Annotated in this window: 15 protein-coding genes; 7 read left to right on the top strand and 8 right to left on the bottom strand. The window is 39.3% G+C overall.

Going from position 1 to position 17,300, the window contains the following annotated elements; all coding sequences use genetic code 11:
- Positions 1-4 precede the first annotated feature (4 nt).
- From EZ444_RS12300 to EZ444_RS12270, 7 genes are all read right to left on the bottom strand, one after another.
- Complete coding sequence (locus tag EZ444_RS12300) at positions 5-841, bottom strand: glycosyltransferase (RefSeq protein WP_131609223.1); 837 nt, start codon at positions 839-841, stop codon at positions 5-7.
- Positions 835-2,055, bottom strand: a complete 1,221-nt coding sequence (locus EZ444_RS27630; RefSeq protein ID WP_225874712.1) for an ABC transporter ATP-binding protein — start codon at positions 2,053-2,055, stop codon at positions 835-837. Before EZ444_RS27630 ends, EZ444_RS12300 begins: the two co-directional genes overlap by 7 nt.
- Positions 2,056-2,077: 22 nt before the next feature.
- On the bottom strand, positions 2,078-2,941 hold the full coding sequence (locus EZ444_RS12290) for an ABC transporter permease (RefSeq protein ID WP_131609221.1): 864 nt from the start codon (positions 2,939-2,941) through the stop codon (positions 2,078-2,080).
- A complete protein-coding gene (locus EZ444_RS12285; protein WP_131609219.1) occupies positions 2,925-4,055 on the bottom strand; it encodes a glycosyltransferase family 4 protein in 1,131 nt (376 codons plus the stop codon). Before EZ444_RS12285 ends, EZ444_RS12290 begins: the two co-directional genes overlap by 17 nt.
- Before the next feature lie 120 nt (positions 4,056-4,175).
- Positions 4,176-4,688: a UpxY family transcription antiterminator gene (locus tag EZ444_RS12280; RefSeq protein WP_131609217.1), complete on the bottom strand. Its 513-nt coding sequence runs from the start codon at positions 4,686-4,688 to the stop codon at positions 4,176-4,178.
- Positions 4,667-7,027 carry a GumC family protein gene (locus tag EZ444_RS12275; RefSeq protein ID WP_131609215.1) on the bottom strand — a complete coding sequence of 787 codons (2,361 nt, stop codon included), beginning with the start codon at positions 7,025-7,027 and terminating at the stop codon, positions 4,667-4,669. The genes EZ444_RS12280 and EZ444_RS12275 overlap by 22 nt, the downstream gene beginning before the upstream one ends.
- Positions 7,027-7,800, bottom strand: coding sequence for a polysaccharide biosynthesis/export family protein (locus EZ444_RS12270; RefSeq protein WP_225874711.1), 774 nt, complete (start codon positions 7,798-7,800; stop codon positions 7,027-7,029). The genes EZ444_RS12275 and EZ444_RS12270 overlap by 1 nt, the downstream gene beginning before the upstream one ends.
- Before the next feature lie 96 nt (positions 7,801-7,896).
- Between EZ444_RS12270 and EZ444_RS12265 the strand changes: the two genes are divergently transcribed.
- The 7 genes from EZ444_RS12265 to EZ444_RS12235 all read left to right on the top strand — a co-directional run bounded on the left by EZ444_RS12265 (position 7,897) and on the right by EZ444_RS12235 (position 16,424).
- On the top strand, positions 7,897-8,646 hold the full coding sequence (locus EZ444_RS12265) for a glycosyltransferase family 2 protein (RefSeq protein ID WP_131609211.1): 750 nt from the start codon (positions 7,897-7,899) through the stop codon (positions 8,644-8,646).
- Between the two features lie 10 nt (positions 8,647-8,656).
- Positions 8,657-9,382, top strand: a complete 726-nt coding sequence (locus tag EZ444_RS12260) for a tyrosine-protein phosphatase (RefSeq protein WP_131609209.1) — start codon at positions 8,657-8,659, stop codon at positions 9,380-9,382.
- A gap of 73 nt (positions 9,383-9,455) precedes the next feature.
- Entirely contained in the window at positions 9,456-10,535 is a 1,080-nt protein-coding gene (gene rhaT / locus EZ444_RS12255; RefSeq protein WP_131609207.1) for an L-rhamnose/proton symporter RhaT, read from the top strand.
- Between the two features lie 24 nt (positions 10,536-10,559).
- Entirely contained in the window at positions 10,560-12,680 is a 2,121-nt protein-coding gene (locus EZ444_RS12250; RefSeq protein WP_131609205.1) for a bifunctional aldolase/short-chain dehydrogenase, read from the top strand.
- An 11-nt stretch (positions 12,681-12,691) separates the two neighbouring features.
- Positions 12,692-13,966 carry a TIM barrel protein gene (locus tag EZ444_RS12245; protein ID WP_131609203.1) on the top strand — a complete coding sequence of 425 codons (1,275 nt, stop codon included), beginning with the start codon at positions 12,692-12,694 and terminating at the stop codon, positions 13,964-13,966.
- Positions 13,967-13,981: 15 nt separating this feature from the next.
- Entirely contained in the window at positions 13,982-15,373 is a 1,392-nt protein-coding gene (locus EZ444_RS12240) for an FGGY-family carbohydrate kinase (RefSeq protein ID WP_131609500.1), read from the top strand.
- Between the two features lie 19 nt (positions 15,374-15,392).
- Entirely contained in the window at positions 15,393-16,424 is a 1,032-nt protein-coding gene (locus EZ444_RS12235) for a GntR family transcriptional regulator (protein ID WP_131609201.1), read from the top strand.
- Between the two features lie 71 nt (positions 16,425-16,495).
- Here EZ444_RS12235 and EZ444_RS12230 read toward each other — a convergent pair whose 3' ends face one another.
- Positions 16,496-17,206 carry a BT1926 family outer membrane beta-barrel protein gene (locus EZ444_RS12230; RefSeq protein ID WP_131609199.1) on the bottom strand — a complete coding sequence of 237 codons (711 nt, stop codon included), beginning with the start codon at positions 17,204-17,206 and terminating at the stop codon, positions 16,496-16,498.
- Between the last annotated feature and the right edge of the window lie 94 nt (positions 17,207-17,300).

Raw genomic sequence — 17,300 nt, 5'->3', positions numbered from 1 at the left:
ATCATTAATACTTGAAGTTCCTTAAATAGGAGAAGTAAATTCTCAAAGCAAAATCGTATGACTGTCTATTTCGAAAAAGCTTTAAGGCTAGGATAGTTGTAGCGAGCCACAGTCTGGGAACTAATAATAGTTTATTTTTTACGGTGATGATTTTATCATTACCATACCCTGATATATATTTTTTTCCAATAAGGCTTAACTCCGCATCTATTGAGCTAATCATATGATATTCTCTGGCGGTACTTTCTAAATAACCTGAATGATGAACAAATGGGCCATTGTTTTGGTAAATGTAGTAAGCGGAGAGCTGTTCTATTTCCATAAAATGCTTCATGAAATCTTCAAATCCCATATCATATATCTTTTTAGATTTCTGGAGCAGCTGAAATCCATTTTTTATGTACATAGCATTACATAAACCCGGATTAGCACTGAAAGACGAGGATGGGTTAGTTAATTCAATTTGCATGGTTTCTTTTTTCGCTTTAGCCAATACAATTTGGATAAGTTGTGGATCCGCATCTAGTTGTAAAGCTAATTCGCAAATTGGAATGTCGTATGGGAATTCCCAGTCGTCTTCCAGCCAAAAAAAATAAGCGGTATCCACTTGTTTAATCGCGTGAAGAATGCTGTTTACATAACCTTTTCTTACAGGACTTTGTATGACTAAATCTGGATTAATCCAATCTATAGTATTGTTGTTGATTTGTCCATCAACAGCTAAAATGGTTTTTGCAAAAGGATACCTGCACTTTTTTTTGAAGGACGCAATGGTTTCTTTTAATAAATGCTCACGTCCTTCACAAGTAAAGATTAGTAGCGTAATTTGATCAGTTAACATGTTATGCCGTATGATGAGGAGAGTGTTACATAACCTCTTAGGTTTGGTTCGTATTGTATTGTCGAAGTTTGTTTTATGGGAATTTCACATAAAAGGATTTCCTTTAGATCGTACCATTTTAGAGAGGTTTCGATGCTGATTCCGATGTAATAAGTGTTTTCAACCAGAGGCGTGTGATCAATAAGGACCTCAGTTAGGTTATGATGCGCTGTTGTCCCTAATTTTTCCCGTAAATCAATTAACGATATTCGATTACCTAAAACGTCGGTAATTATAATAACCAGTGATTTGAAAACTTCATGGTCTGAAAGTTTTGTTTTAAATGTTAATACAATATCATTGCTTGTAACATCATATTCAAGTATTTCCAAAACAGAATGCTGTCCAAAATAATGCTTTCGCTTTGGTGTATTACTTGTGATATTTAGTGAGTTGTAGTGGTCGATGATTGTACTTTGCTCACCAAAAGATTTAAGAATTCCCTGGTCTAATAATATGCCTTTTTGGCATAAACTTCCTATGGCACTCATATTATGACTTACAAATAACACTGTCCTTCCTTCTCCCTTGCTTACTTCGCCCATTTTTCCTAAACACTTCTTCTGAAACTCCGCATCTCCAACCGCTAAGACTTCATCGACGATTAGGATCTCAGATTCCAGATGTGCTGCCACCGCAAAAGCGAGACGAACATACATACCCGAGGAGTATCGTTTTACCGGTGTATCGATATACCTTTCTACGCCTGCAAAATCAACAATCTCATCAAACTTCCGTTTAATCTCCGCTTTGCGCATCCCCAGGATAGCGCCATTTAAAAAGATATTCTCTCGCCCTGTAAGCTCAGGATGGAAGCCTGTACCAACTTCCAGTAAACTGGCAATACGCCCCTTGATTTTCACGGAGCCTGTGGTAGGAGCCGTTACCCTACTCAATATTTTTAGTAATGTACTTTTTCCAGCACCATTACGGCCAATAATGCCAACAGCATCACCTTGTTTGATCTCCAAATTTAGGTCCTTTAAGCTCCATACAACGTTGCTCGTTCCTTTAGCGCTTCTGTCATTGGTTTCGCCAATACGTAAAAATGGATCTTCCTTGCCTCGTATGCTTGCCCACCAACGTTCCAGATCACGCGACAGGGTTCCGGTACCTATTTCGCCTAATTGATAGGCTTTTGAAAGATTCTCTACTTTGATTGCTAGGTTACTCATAAATCTATAGGATAAACCAATGTTAAACGGTATCTACAAATGTTTTCTCTACTTTATTAAAGACAATCAGCCCTATAACCATAATAGAAAGTGTGATGGTGGTACAATAGCCAAGACTTTGCCAGCTGAAGCTGCCCTTACCCAGAAAACCATACCTGAATGCCTCGATAATAGGCGTCATCGGGTTGTATTCAATAATCCAGGCGTAGGTTGGATATTTAGCTAAAGCAGTAGATAAAGGATAAATTACCGTTGTGGCATACATTAGCAATTGTACGCCAAACGTAACCAGGAATGCGAGGTCACGATATTTAGTTGTCATTGCAGAGATGATCATGCCTAAGCCCAGGCCTAAACATGCCATCAAAACCACAAGTAAAGGAAATAACAGGATATACCGGTTTGGACTAAATTGCACATCTGTGCCCAGATAGAACAGCATCATCAATAGGAATAAGAGCATTTGTACACCAAAGCGAACTAAGTTGGATGCGACAATGCTTAAAGGCATAATTAATCTTGGGAAATAAACCTTTCCGAACAGGTTTGCATTGTCTTTAAATACGGTACTGGTTTTATTTAAGCATTCTGCAAAGTAATTCCATGTGGTAATCCCGGCCATGTAAAATAAAGGCTGGGGAAGGCCATCCGTAGAGATGCCAGCCATATTGCCGAAAACAAATGTAAATATGATGGTGGTAAAGAGCGGCTGGATAAAAAACCACAATGGTCCCAATATCGTCTGTTTGTAAAACGAAACGAAATCTCGTTTGACCAATAGCAATAACAAATCCCTATAATGCCAAACATCCCTTAGTTTTAAGTCCAGTAGATTGTTTAGTGGTTTAATCTCAATATCCCAATCTTCTTCAGTCAACGGTTTCATTTATAATCAATTTCTCTAAAATATCCCTGTAATTGGTTTCGTTAAAATGCTTTAGGCATTGGCCCTGAATGTTTTTCCGATCATCTATCGTTAAGTTCATGCTTAATTTCTGAATGATGGCCATTTCCAGTGCGTCAATATCGTCGGGGTCAATTGCCATTCCCATCTCGCTATTGCGAACCGCATCAATGCTCCCGTCCACATCGCCACAGATAACCGGTAAGCCATAAGCCATAGCTTCTATAAATACAATTCCGAAACCTTCCTTTTTGCTGGGTAGTACAAACAAATCTGCTAGCAGATAATGATCTGCCAGTTCTTTTTCTTCGATATATCCGCTGAGGATAAAATTGTTGCTGAGCCCCTGATCTGCTACCAGCTGTTCAATTCTACTTTTTTCGGTAGGCTCACAGGGACCAGCAAGGATGTATTTAATCGAAGGTAGGTATTGTTTGATTCGGGCAACAGCAGTGATGACCTGGTCATAGCCTTTAAATTTTTCTGCAAGATTGATCCGTGTTAACGTGAAAGCCACCGGGTCACCAGGCTTTAATCCATATCGTCTTAAAAGATATTCAGGCTTGTCAAAATTTTCTGGCAGTTTTATAAAAGGATCTAAGACGTTGTTTAAAACGACGCAGTGTGATGGGCTTGCACCGTGTAGCTTCATCACTTTTGATTTTGTAAATTGGCTAACACATATCACGCGATTTGCAGTATTCCAGATGCGTTTTTTCCAGCCCTTTAATGGTTGCCAAACCTCGATCCCATGTGCTATCAGCCATATTTTACAGTTGGGATTTAGAAGTCGAATGGCAAGGCCGATTATAGAAAGATTAACGTGACTCAGCAGTACCAGGTCCGTGTTCATTCCATTCATTATGCTTTTTAAAGTAAACATGGCCTTGTTTTTGCCGAACCCTTTGAAACAAAAAAATGGCAGGTATTTTGGCTTTACATCGGCAGACAGGTCATTTAAACAATATAGTTTAATGTCCCAGTTATTTTTTTTACATAGCTCGTATAGCGAATATGCCAAAGTTCGGTTCATGCTTTGGATGCCACCAGCTGCGCTGAATGTTTCCAGTGTAAGGAATAATATTCTTTTCGACATTACATCACCCTCTCGATGCTGCGGTTAATCCATAGCTTCGCTCCCTAAGTCACATTTTTATTGACTTATTGCTTTTTATGCTTTTCAGGTGCTAAACGCTATTGTAATTGCGTTTAACTTTTAAGGTATTCTTTCAATTAAGGATGCTGCAACATTCACAACGATGGAATGTTGTAGGTCTCCTAATCTCAACAGCAATTGCTTTTGAGATTTATATTCAATGATCTCGCCGATGATTCCTTTTAAAGGGCCTGCTTTGATCTCTATTTTCTCGCCTGGTTGTAGCCGCTCTTCTGTAATTTCCAATTCATAGGGGCTAGCCAATAATAATTTAAGGTCTTGAATCTGTTTGTCTGGCATCGCTGCAATCTCTCCCGAAAAATAAATGAAACGGGAAATGCCATTGGTCATCAATACCTCAGTTTGCTGGCCTGGCTCAATATGAACAAATAGATATGATTTGATCAATGGTTCATCAACCCATTTTTTTCTATCGCTCCATTGTTTCAGCTGACGCTGAAGCGGCAGGTAGGCTTCAATATTTTTGCCCAACAAAGCTTGCTGCGCCTTCTTTTCAGCGCGGGACTTGGTGTAAACCGGTAGCCACTTCTTTATCTTCTGATGCTCCACCATTTTGATTTTTTTTCATCCTCATAATAACCCGAATGCTGATGGCTATTGTAATCAGCATAATAGTGAAGCCTACCTTGGCTTGTGCTGCTCTTGTAATAGCCCGATTGCAAAACGTTCTCCTCAAAGGCGTTCAATACAATCGCCATATTGTTTAAATTGTATTCCTTTGCCAGGGCTTGAGGGATCAAGGCTGCATTGTGCTTTGATTTCCCATATCGGATCACAAAAATATTGATGTCGCTCCTACAAATTAAAGGGATGGAATCGGATACCAGGCCAACAGGCGCAGTATCGATCATGATGATTTCATACCGCTTTTTAAGTTCATTTAATAAACCTGTAAGTCGCTCATGGTGGAGTAATTCAGATGGATTAGGCGGAATTGGTCCTGAGCTGATAAAATCAAGATTATTGTGATCTGTATGTTGGATAATCTCATCAACCGTAGCTTGGTTGACCAGGTAATTGCTCAAACCTTTGCTATTGGCACTTCCAAAAGTGTGGTGAAGTTTAGGGCGTCGCAGGTCTGCGCCAATCAATACTACTTTTTTGTCAATTAGGGCAAGTGTGTTTGAAAGGTTAAGGGCAACGAAAGATTTCCCTTCTCCGGCGACTTCCGAAGTAATGCAGATCACTTTGCTCTTTTGATCTGAAGCTAGAAAATTAAGGTTGGTACGTACGGCCCGCACAGATTCGGCAAAGATAGACCTTGGGCTGGGACCTGAATATTTTCTGATGATACCTACAATGGGTATTGTCGTCATGTTTTCGACAGATTCCTTATCATAGATGAACGGATTTAATATCCGGATAAACGCTATAATTGCCAATCCTGCTAACAGGCCAAAGATAATCGCGCTGCGGTAAATCTTGGGGACATTAGGTGATATTGGCGTGTCATTAACTTGCGCAGGCTCAATGATTGTTGCGCCAGGAAGAATTGCGGACCTGTTTATCTGTGCTTCAAGCTTCTTTTCTGATAAAAATGAATATACTTTTTCATTGATTTCGAAATCCCGAAGTAAACTAATCATATCTTTTTCGGCAGCGGGAAATGACGATACTTGCTGATCAACTTGCGATAATTGGGTATTGATGTAAGCTATATTCTTTTGAATTCGTTGGTTGGAGGCATTAATATTCTGTAATGCCGCATTTTTGACCTTAGCAATTTGGCTGTTTACCTCTTCTACCGTTTCAGAGGTGCTGTTGTATGTTTTTAACAGTGCATTTTTATCCGTAAGTAAGTCATTCAGCTTGCTAATCAGGGTCCCCAGTAAGGGATCAATGTTGCCTTCCAGATTAAAATTGAGGCTTGCATGGTGTTTCTCGTTGCTGATTTGTTTTTTTAACTGATCAATGGCCATCAGTTGTATTTTTAATAAAGAACGCTGCGACTCGAGCTCAGTCACTTTAGATAAGGCAACGCTAGCCGATGAATTGACGTCCATGATGCCGGAATGCTGTTTGTATTTTTCCAAAGACCTCTCAGATCCTTTTACTTTCGAAGAGAGATATTCTTGCTGCTCATTGATAAAACGAATCATCTGAGTAGCCGATTGGGCTTTTTGGTTTCTGTCGTAATCCAGATAGCCGGACATGATTGCATTTAATATATCGGCCGCAAAGCGAGGATTGGAATCCGTTTGTTGAAGGCTGACGATATTGGAATTTTTAGCCGCTTCACTTGTTCGCAATCCTTCATTTACCCTACCTAGAAGGCTTTCAGGAGTGTTGAACTTAAACATATAAACAATATTTGGTTGGATTGGGCCAGGATATTTAATGGTAAATCCTACATTCCCAATGCTTAGGGGGGTATTGTAAGTGCAGACTTTTTGTACTTCCTTGCCAGAAGCGCTCCAACTGAGGTTAAATGTCTTTTCGTTTATAGGTTTAAATGCAATAGCGCCCTGATAAAAATTTAAACTGTCAAGTTTCAAAAGATTGATGTGAAGCGGCTGTTTAGGGTACAGGTCGTAGTCACGTAGCCTGCCGGAGATGTAAAAACTAATGCGATAGTCCAGTTGTTTAATGGCACTTAATAGTAAGTTTCTACTCTGTAATATGAATTTTTCGCTTTGTAAACTAGCAGGGCTGCGGCCCGAGTTGCTCATTGCATTAACAAGGTCAGATAGTTCCGATTTCTTTTCCTCAAACTTTAGAATGCCCGATGTGGCATATGTTTTTGGTGTAAACCATAGATAAGCATAGGCAATTAATAGTGCAGTTAAAATTGATCCAGCCAATATATACCAACGACTAAGTAATATTCGCGCTATTTTTAAATAGTCAATTTCCTTGGCGTCGCTCCTTTTTTGAACCTTTTCTTCCTGCATCAACGTGTAATTGTATAGATGAGTAATGCTGTATTTAATAAAGCAATAACCGGTTGCAAAATGGCCGACATGCTTTGTAGTTTCTCGGATCGGATCGCTCGTTTATTTTGGGCGATGTAAATGATATCGTTATTCTCTAGTAAAGTTCTGGAGTCAGAAAGTGTGCTGATGTCGGTCAGGTCAAGGTTGATAATTTGCGGATTTTGCATCCCACCCCGAATTATTTTCAGATTGTTGCTGCTTGCTTTATCGGTAAGGCCACCTGCTTCTCCAATGATTTCAATCAAGGAAGTATGGTCTTTTAAGAGGTTGTATATGCCTTGATTCTTGACTTCTCCGAGTAAGGTTACTTTTAAGTTAATGATTTTCAATTCAATGATTGGATCTTTGAGTTCTTTCCTATAAAGTGATTGTACTTGATTTGCGGCGTCTCTGCGTGTGAGCCCTCCAACTTTTACACGTCCAAGTATAGGTAGCCCAATAGTACTATCTTGTTCAACCAGGTAAGTCTGCTCGTGGTTGTTGTTTGATGCTTCTTTTTCTTTTGTAAAGGATTCATTAACAATGAGGTTTCTGTTTTGCAGGTTTTTTACCTGTAACAAATCCCCTGGTTTTATCTGATAATTGGGCGGGGTTAATTCCTTTTTTGGGGAATTGTTTGCGGTGGATTTTTTTTCAAAAAGCGCCTGTTTTTGTCTGTTAGCGCAAGAAAAACTAGCAAATAGAATTGTAGAAACGATCAATAAATTGATGATTTTCTTAATGAAACACATATTAAAAAACTGCCTTAATTCCCATAGCAATACGCCAATTCGCCAAAAGTACATATTAAATATAAATAATTGTAATTAATCATTAAATTCGTTGTCATGATTAATGTAAAAATTTCGCTAGTTACAGTAACATACAATGCAGCAAAAACAATACAACAGTGCATTGATTCGGTAGCTCGACAAACCTATAAAAACGTTGAGTACATCATTATTGACGGAAATTCTAGCGATGGAACGGCGGATATAATTCGGCAAAATAAAGTGCATATTCATTACTTTAAATCAGAAGCAGATGATGGAATTTATGATGCCATGAATAAAGGAATTATGAAATCTACAGGAGATGTTGTAGGACTGTTAAATGCAGATGACTATTTTGCTAATGATAATGTAATCAGTGAAATAGTAGCGTCTTTTGTGCAAAATAATGCCGATATTTTATATGCCGATTTAGATTATGTAAACCCGAATGGCAAGGTGCTGCGCAGATGGCGATCTGGTAATTATTCCCCAGGTAAATTTAATTGGGGTTGGATGCCTCCTCACCCAACTTTTTATGCAAAAAGAGAAATGTTTGAGCAGCTGGGTTTATATAATTCCAGGTATGGTACGGCTGCGGATTATGAATTGATGCTCCGTTTTATGCACACAAATAAGGCTAAGGTTTGTTATTTAAATAAAGTAATAGTTAATATGACGCAGGGTGGTGTGAGTAATCAAAATTTATTGAATCGTATCAAAGCCTGGAGATGTGATTTTAGAGCAATGACTAATAATAATATAGGCATGCCCTTCCTGGGTCTTGTCCTAAAGCCGTTAAGGAAGGTAGGACAGTTTATAGGTTAAAGAATAGCTCATGATTTCGTTTTTTAGGAGAAAAAATTATGTACGTGATGTGGAATGGCTAGGTGTTGATATGCATAGCCATTTATTGCCAGGTATTGATGACGGGGCCATAGACCTCGTACAATCTGTAGATTTTATCAAAGAATTGACTGAGCTGGGATTCCATAAATTTTTTTGTACACCACATATTTTTACGGAGTTGTATCCCAATACCGCTGAAACCATTACTCATGCCCTAAAGGATGTTAAAGCAGCCTTGGTTAAAACGAATTTGAAGGTCGAAATCGATGCTGCTGCGGAATACATGGTGGATGAAACTTTTAAGGTTGCTAAAAACTTATTGTGCTTACCCGATCAACACATACTGATAGAAATGTCTTATTTGTCAGAAATGCCTCAGATTGAAAAGGTTGTCTTTGATCTTCAGTTGGCAGGATGTAAGGTGATTCTTGCCCATCCTGAGCGATATGGCTTTTACCATAAAAAGTTAGAACGGTACGACAGGTTAAAAGATATGGGCGTTTTATTTCAATTAAATCTATTGGCCCTGGCAGGATATTATGGACCTGAGGTAAAATCAGTAGCACAACGCCTTTTAAAAAAGAATTACTATGATTTTGCTGGAACGGATTTACATCATAGCACGCATCTAAAAGAACTTCAGGATTTAATTTGCACAGGAAAGCTATATAAAATGATAGGCAATTACCCTTTCAAAAATAAAATGCTTTTTTAGGGCATGACAGTACATGACAGAAGTATAGTGTGATTCTTCTATTTTAGGCGTACCAAATTTAAAAACCTAAACTATGCAGATACTTCTCGGAGTTATTTTCCATTTCATCGGCGGCTTTGCTTCCGGTAGTTTCTATATCCCTTTCAAGAAAGTCAAAAGCTGGGCTTGGGAAACGTATTGGATCGTTGGTGGATTGTTTTCCTGGTTAATCGTTCCGCCATTGGCTGCCTGGTTAACTATTCCGGGCTTTATGGACATCATTGTTCAGACGGACGGTAAAATATTACTATTGACTTATTTCTTTGGTTTGCTATGGGGAATTGGCGGATTAACCTATGGTTTGGGTGTACGCTACCTCGGTATATCACTAGGTAGTACCATAATTCTTGGTCTTTGCTCTGTATTTGGCGCTTTGATCCCTTCTCTTTATTATGATTTCAATCCAACCGCAGGAAAAGATAGTTTGTCTGATATGGCTAACAGTCATTGGGGACAAATGGTGTTGCTTGGATTATTGGTTTGCGTAATCGGTATCGTAGTATGTGGATTGGCGGGTAGTATGAAAGAGAAAGATCTGGTAGCCTCAGGGAAAGCGGATCCATCTAATAAGGAGTATAAACTGGGCATTGGACTAATTGTATCTATTGTATCAGGTGTACTAAGTGCTTGCTTTGCCTTTGGTATTGATGCCGGTAAAGATATGGCGCACCATGCCAACGAAGCATGGAAAGCAATTAATCCCGAACAGGGAGAATTTCTTTTTCAAAACAATGTGACCTATGTTGTTATTTTATGGGGAGGCTTAACCACCAACTTATTCTGGTGTATGCTGTTGAACCGTCGTAATAAAACTTTTGGAGATTATACAGATAAAAAAGCGCCATTACTTAAAAACTATATTTTCTCTGCACTTGCCGGTACAACCTGGTTTTTGCAGTTCTTTTTTTATGGAATGGGCGAAAGTAAGTTGGGTAACGGAGCTAGTGGATGGATTTTACATATGGCTTGTATTATTCTGGTCGCTAACGGATGGGGGTTATTCTTTAAAGAATGGAGTGGTGTAAAGAAGCGGACTTTTGGTACTGTAATCTCTGGAATAGTAATCCTTATTTTATCTATACTCATTGTGGGTTATGGAAATTCAATCAAATAAAAAACAATTAATTTAAATATTTTTATGAGTACTCGAACTACCGATTTTAAACATGTAAGCTATTTGTGGGATGATGCAAAGGCTGCTGAAATGGCCGGGGATGAAGTTGCACTGTTGATCTACCGTTCAAATTTATTAGGTGCAGATTTGCGCTTAACCAATTATGGAGGTGGAAATACCTCATGTAAGGCCATCGCTAAAGATCCATTAACCGGAAAGGAAGCCGAGGTGATGTGGGTGAAAGGATCTGGAGGAGATTTGGGTACTTTAAAAAGTAGTGGCCTTGCAGCTTTGTATGTAGATCGCCTGCGTGACCTTAAAAATGTTTACAGGGGATTGGCACACGAAGATGAAATGGTTGAGCTTTTTAACCATTGCATTTATGATCTGAAATCTAAAGCGCCATCTATTGATACGCCTTTACATGGTTTCTTGCCATTTGCGCATATCGATCACTTGCATCCAGATGCGGCAATTGCGATTGCGGCTGCTAAAGATGGAGAACGCATCACCAAAGAATTATTTAACGGAACGATTGGCTGGGTGCCATGGCAGAAACCAGGCTTTGAACTGGGACTGATGTTGCGCAAATGCCTGGATGAAAATCCTGGAATCAGAGGGATTATGTTAGGTTCGCACGGATTGTTTACCTGGGGTGATACAGCTTATGAAAGCTATATGAACACGCTCGAGGTGATTGAAAGATGTGCAGAATACCTGGAAGAGAATTATGGTAAAAAAGGTCCGGTATTTGGCGGACAGCAAATAGAAAGTGCCGAAAAAGAACAACGTACAAAACAGGCGGCAACTATTGCTCCTATATTGAGAGGTTTCTGCTCGATCGAAAAACATATGGTGGGTCATTTTACGGATGATGCAAGGGTATTAGAGTTTATCAACTCGAATGATCTGGATCGTCTAGCCCCATTGGGAACCAGTTGTCCCGATCACTTTTTACGCACCAAAATTAGTCCACTGGTACTGAAATTGGAGCCTAATGAAGATCTTAGTGATGTTAAAGCATTAAAAGAAAGATTAGCGCCGGAATTTGAAGCTTACAGAAAGATGTATGCTGAATACTATAATTCATGCAAACACAGCAATAGCCCCGCAATACGTGATGCCAATCCGGTAATTATCCTTTATCCTGGTATCGGAATGTTCTCTTTTTCAAAAGACAAACAAACAGCAAGGGTAGCCGCAGAGTTTTATACCAATGCCATTAATGTTATGAAAGGCGCAGAAGCCATTTCTGAATACACTTCTTTACCGAGACAGGAAGCGTTTAACATTGAATACTGGTTGTTGGAAGAAGCAAAACTGCAAAGAATGCCTAAAGCTAAGCCGCTTTCAGGAAAAATTGCCCTGATTACTGGTAGTGCAGGTGGTATTGGAAAGGCTATTGCTCGTAAGTTTGTGGAAGAAGGAGCGGTAGTGGTGCTAAATGATATGAATGCAGAGCGTTTGCAAAGTGCTGCTGATGAGTTTGAAGGTAAATTTGGTAAGGACAGCTATGCTACTGCGGTATTGAACGTAACCAGTGCTGAAGACATCGCAAGCGCTTTTGATATTGCGGCACTCGCTTTTGGTGGTGTGGATATCGTGATCAACAATGCAGGTCTTTCTATTTCAAAAACAATAGCTGATCATACTGAAAAGGATTGGGATCTGTTGTATGACGTATTGGTGAAAGGGCAGTTTTTTGTGACTCAGGCTGCAGCAGCGGTGATGCAGAAACAAGAAATTGGGGGTGATATCCTGAATATTGTGAGCAAAAATGCATTGGTTAGCGGACCAAATAATGCAGGTTATGGTAGTGCTAAAGCGGCTCAGTTACATTTGAGCAGATTAAATGCTGCGGAACTGGGTGCTGATGGTATTCGTGTGAATGTAGTAAACCCGGATGCAGTGATCAGTGATAGTAATATCTGGGCTGGTGGATGGGCAGAGGGTCGTGCAAAAGCCTACGGAATTACCGTGGCGGAGTTGCCTGCTTATTATGCAAAACGTACCTTGCTAAATGAAATAATTTTACCGGATGATATTGCTAATGCTTGTTTTGCATTTGTGGGCGGGCTATTGAACAAATCAACTGGAAATGTACTAAATGTGGATGGTGGTGTAGCAAATGCCTTTGTCCGTTAAAACCTTGAACTATGAACTTAGAAAATTATCAAATAGAATCACATAACAGCGAGCTTTTGCCTAAGCATCAGCGGAAGCTAGCTTTTATTAAAGATGAAGTTGCAAACGCAGAAGGTATCGTACAAAAGCTGATTGATTTCCAAATTGGTATTCCAAGCTGGGCTTTAGGTACAGGTGGAACACGTTTCGGACGTTTTTCTTCAGGAGGAGAACCTCGTAACATCGAAGAAAAGATTGAAGATATCGGCTTATTGCATAAGTTAAATGCAGCAAGTGGCGCAATCTCGCTTCATATTCCATGGGATACTGCTGAAAATGTACCTGCTATAAAAGCATTGGTTGCACAGCATGGTTTAGTATTTGACGCCATGAACTCCAATACTTTTCAGGATCAGGCAGGTTCGGCCCACAGCTATAAGTTCGGATCTTTGCAGCATGTAGATAAAGCGGTAAGGAAACAAGCAATTGAGCACAATATTGAGGTGATCCGTCAGGGTGTAGAGTTGGGTTCTAAAGCGCTTACCGTTTGGTTGGCGGATGGATCATGCTTCCCCGGACAATTGAACTTTAGAAAAGCTTTCCAAAATACACTAGAAAGCTTGCAAGAAATATATGCTGCTTTGCCAGCTGATTGGAAAGTATTTGTAGAATACAAAGCTTTCGAGCCAAACTTCTATTCTACAACAGTAGGAGATTGGGGTCAGTCTTTATTGTACGCAAATAAACTAGGTCCTAAAGCCTTTACGCTGGTTGATCTTGGTCATCACCTGCCAAATGCAAATATCGAGCAAATCGTCTCTTTATTGTTGATGGAAGGAAAGCTGGGCGGCTTCCACTTTAATGATTCAAAATACGGAGATGACGATTTAACTGCGGGCAGTATGAAGCCTTACCAGTTGTTCCTGATCTTTAATGAATTGGTTGAAGGAATGGATGCACGTGGAATGAACCACAGAGAAGATTTGGCTTGGATGATTGATGCCTCACATAATGTTAAAGATCCTCTTGAAGATCTTTTGCAATCGGTAGAAGCAATTATGTTAGCCTATGCACAGGCTTTATCTGTAGACCGTGTGGCTTTACAAAAAGCACAAGATGAAAATGATGTAGCTCGCGCGCAGGAAATCTTACAACAGGCATTCCGTACAGATTTACGTCCACTAGTAGCCGAAGCTCGTTTACGTGCTGGTGCAGCTTTGGCTCCACTGGAGTTGTTTAGAGCGAGTAATGTTAGACAAGAATTGATTAAAAGCCGTGGTTTAAAAACTGTAGCAACTGGATTATAATTAATGGGATTAAAGATGAAGGCCACTCCTGTAATAGCTGTGTTTGATGTAGGTAAGACAAATAAAAAGTTGTTCCTTTTTGATGAACAGTATAAAATTGTTTTCGAAAGATCGGCCAGGTTTCTGGAGACTGTAGATGAGGATGGTGATCCTTGCGAAAATCTGGAAAGCTTAAGGTTGTCGATTTTTGATTCGCTAAGGGAGGTATTTAAAAACCCTGCTTTTGAGATCAAATCAATCAACTTTGCGACTTATGGAGCAAGCTTTGTATATATTGATGAGCATGGAAATCCATTGGCCCCGTTATATAATTATCTTAAGGAATACCCTGAAGCTTTAAAAAATCAGTTTTACAATACTTATGGGGGCGAAGAAGTGTTTTCAAACCTTACTGCATCTCCGGTTTTAGGGAGCCTAAATTCGGGGATGCAACTTTACCGCATCAAGTATGAAAAGCCTGAGCTGTTTGCGCAGATTAAATATGCACTTCACCTGCCACAATATTTAAGTTACCTGATTTCTGGTGAAGCGTACTCTGACATTACCAGTATTGGCTGTCACACTAATTTGTGGGATTTTACTAAAAACGATTACCATGAATGGGTAGGGAAAGAAGGCTTGAGCGATAAGTTAGCGCCTATCGTTCCTTCGGATAGTGTGCTTCCAGCGGCTTTTCCCGGAAATAACTATGCTGTTGGTCCTGGCTTTCATGATAGCTCAGCAGCATTGGTGCCTTATTTGGTTAATTTCCATGAACCCTTTATCTTGTTGTCTACCGGCACCTGGTGCATCAGTTTAAATCCTTTCAATTCAACACCGCTTACTACGGAAGAATTGGAAAATGATTGCCTGTGTTATTTACAGTATGAAGGAAAGCCGGTAAAAGCTTCGCGTCTTTTTGCTGGGTATGAGCATGAGCAACAAGTAAAGCGTATTGCAGCCCATTACAATACAGATGTGATTGCTTATCGCTCCGTTCCTTTTGATGCTAAAATTATAGAGGAATTACAACGAATGGATAAAGTAGTCGATCTTGAAGCGCATACGATTACAGGCCTTAAAGAATCTCCATTTGGTAGTCGCCATCTTGATGATTACCCGACAGATGTGATGGCTTATCATCAGTTGATTCTTGATTTGGTGAATCAACAATACATCTCTACTAATAGAGTTTTACAGGGAACAACTGTAAAACGCATATTTGTAGATGGCGGGTTTAGTAAGAATTCCATATTTATGAATTTATTGGCTGCTGCCTTTCCAGAATTGGAAGTGTTTGCAGCCTATATGGCGCAAGCAACTGCTGTTGGAGCAGCCCTCGCCATCCATAAATCATGGAACACAAAACCTTTACCAAATGATATCATTGAATTAAAATATTATGCCGGAGGAACTGTTTTGCATTAAATAGTCCTATCTTAACCTGATGAAGCCGGTGAAATTTTCTGACTATATCCATGTTGATGAATATTCTTCAACGCCAAAGTACTTACAGCTAACTAACTCTATTCTTAGTGCGATAGAATCCGGCACGATTCAGAAGGATTACCTGCTGCCTTCCATCAACGAATTGAGTTACGAGCTGGAAATTTCCAGAGATACAGCAGAAAAAGGATATAAATACCTTAAAAAGATTGGTGTAGTAGGCTCTGTCCCGGGCAAAGGCTACTACATCATCAGTACTGATTTTAGAAGGACACTTAAAATATTTCTGCTTTTCAACAAACTCAGCTCCCATAAAAAGATCATTTACGATGCCTTTATTAAGGCTTTGGGGGATCATGTAGCGGTAGATTTTTACATCTATAACAACGATTTTAACCTCTTTAAAAAGCTGCTTTCCAATAAAAAGGAAGATTACTCGCATTATGTGATCATTCCTCATTTTATGGAGGGACACGACCACGTGCATGAGGTGATTAACCTGATCCCTAAGGAAAAACTGGTGATCTTGGATAAACTGGTTCCGGGGGTAAGTGGCGAATATGCTGCGGTCTATGAAAACTTTGAGGATGACATTTATAATGCGCTGGATCAAGCAAGAGAACATTTAGGGAAATATCATACCATTAAGATTATTATGCCTAAACGAAGCTATTATCCTGTCGAAATTTTGAAAGGATTTTATCGCTTTTGTCAGCAATATGCCTTTACGCCAAAGGTGGTCAATCAAATCCTTACAGAAGAGATTGCAGAAGGAGAGGTGTATATTAATTTGATGGAAGATGATCTGGTGATCTTGATCGAGAGGCTCATCAATATGAAATTGAAGTTAGGTAAAGATGTAGGGGTGATCTCTTACAATGAAACGCCGCTAAAGAAGATCATTTTAAACGGAATAACAACGATCTCTACAGATTTCAGGCAAATGGGAGAGATGACGGCTAAGCTTATTCTCGATAACTCTAAGGAGCATCTGGAAGTTCCATTCCATCTAACGCTGCGGGCTTCGTTGTAGCGCATAAAAAAAGCTGAGCAGATATCTGCTCAGCTTTTTTTATATAATAACTGATTAAATCAGTGTTTTATTTAGAATGCAAAACCAATACGAACACCAGTGATTACATTTGCCTCTAAATCAAAACCGTTTCCAGTTGATTTAGATTTAACTGTAGTTGTTGTTCCTGCAACTGTAGTAGTTTCAGTTCTTTTTCCAGCAGTAGCATAATCAAAACCTAAACCTGCTTCAACACCTAAGAATAAACGTTTAGCGATATAGTAATCAGCACCAATTACACCACGTAAACCGAAAGAAGTGTAACCTGGACCTTTAGTTTCTCCGCTTTGGTTATCAACGTAAACTGATGAACCATAACCTGCTGTGTTGTCGTAAGTATTCTTTTGAGATCCTGTTCCGAAAAGAATGTCAGCACCTACATATGGAGACAAACGGTCAGTACCAGTAAAGTGTTTCTCAACGCCTAAGTTAATTAAAAAGTTAGTGCCTCTGTTAGTAGAAGATCCATCTTTACCTTCGTTTGGAGAACCTACAATACCATAAGCATTCTTAGTATCGCTAGTGCTTTCAACGTTAAAACCTAAACGGAAAGCTAAATCAGCTTTTTGGAAGTAACGGAAACGCAATAAACCAGCGCCATTGTTTAAATTGAAGTTAGTATTGTTGATACCACCTGTTAAACCAAATTCAGTAGTTACATCACCTTTAGCTGGTTTAAAGTCTTGTGCTTGAGCTGCTAAACCTAAAATAGCAACACCAAACGAAAGTAATAATTTTTTCATAAATGTGTTAATTGTTAAATAATTGTAAATTCTAATATTTAAGGCTGCAAAAATAGCCTTAATAGAATTAATAATGTCAAAGGAATGTCATGTA

This window comes from Pedobacter hiemivivus, from assembly GCF_004331685.1.
GTDB lineage: Bacteria > Bacteroidota > Bacteroidia > Sphingobacteriales > Sphingobacteriaceae > Pedobacter > Pedobacter hiemivivus.
This window is presented reverse-complemented; position numbering and strand designations above follow the sequence as displayed.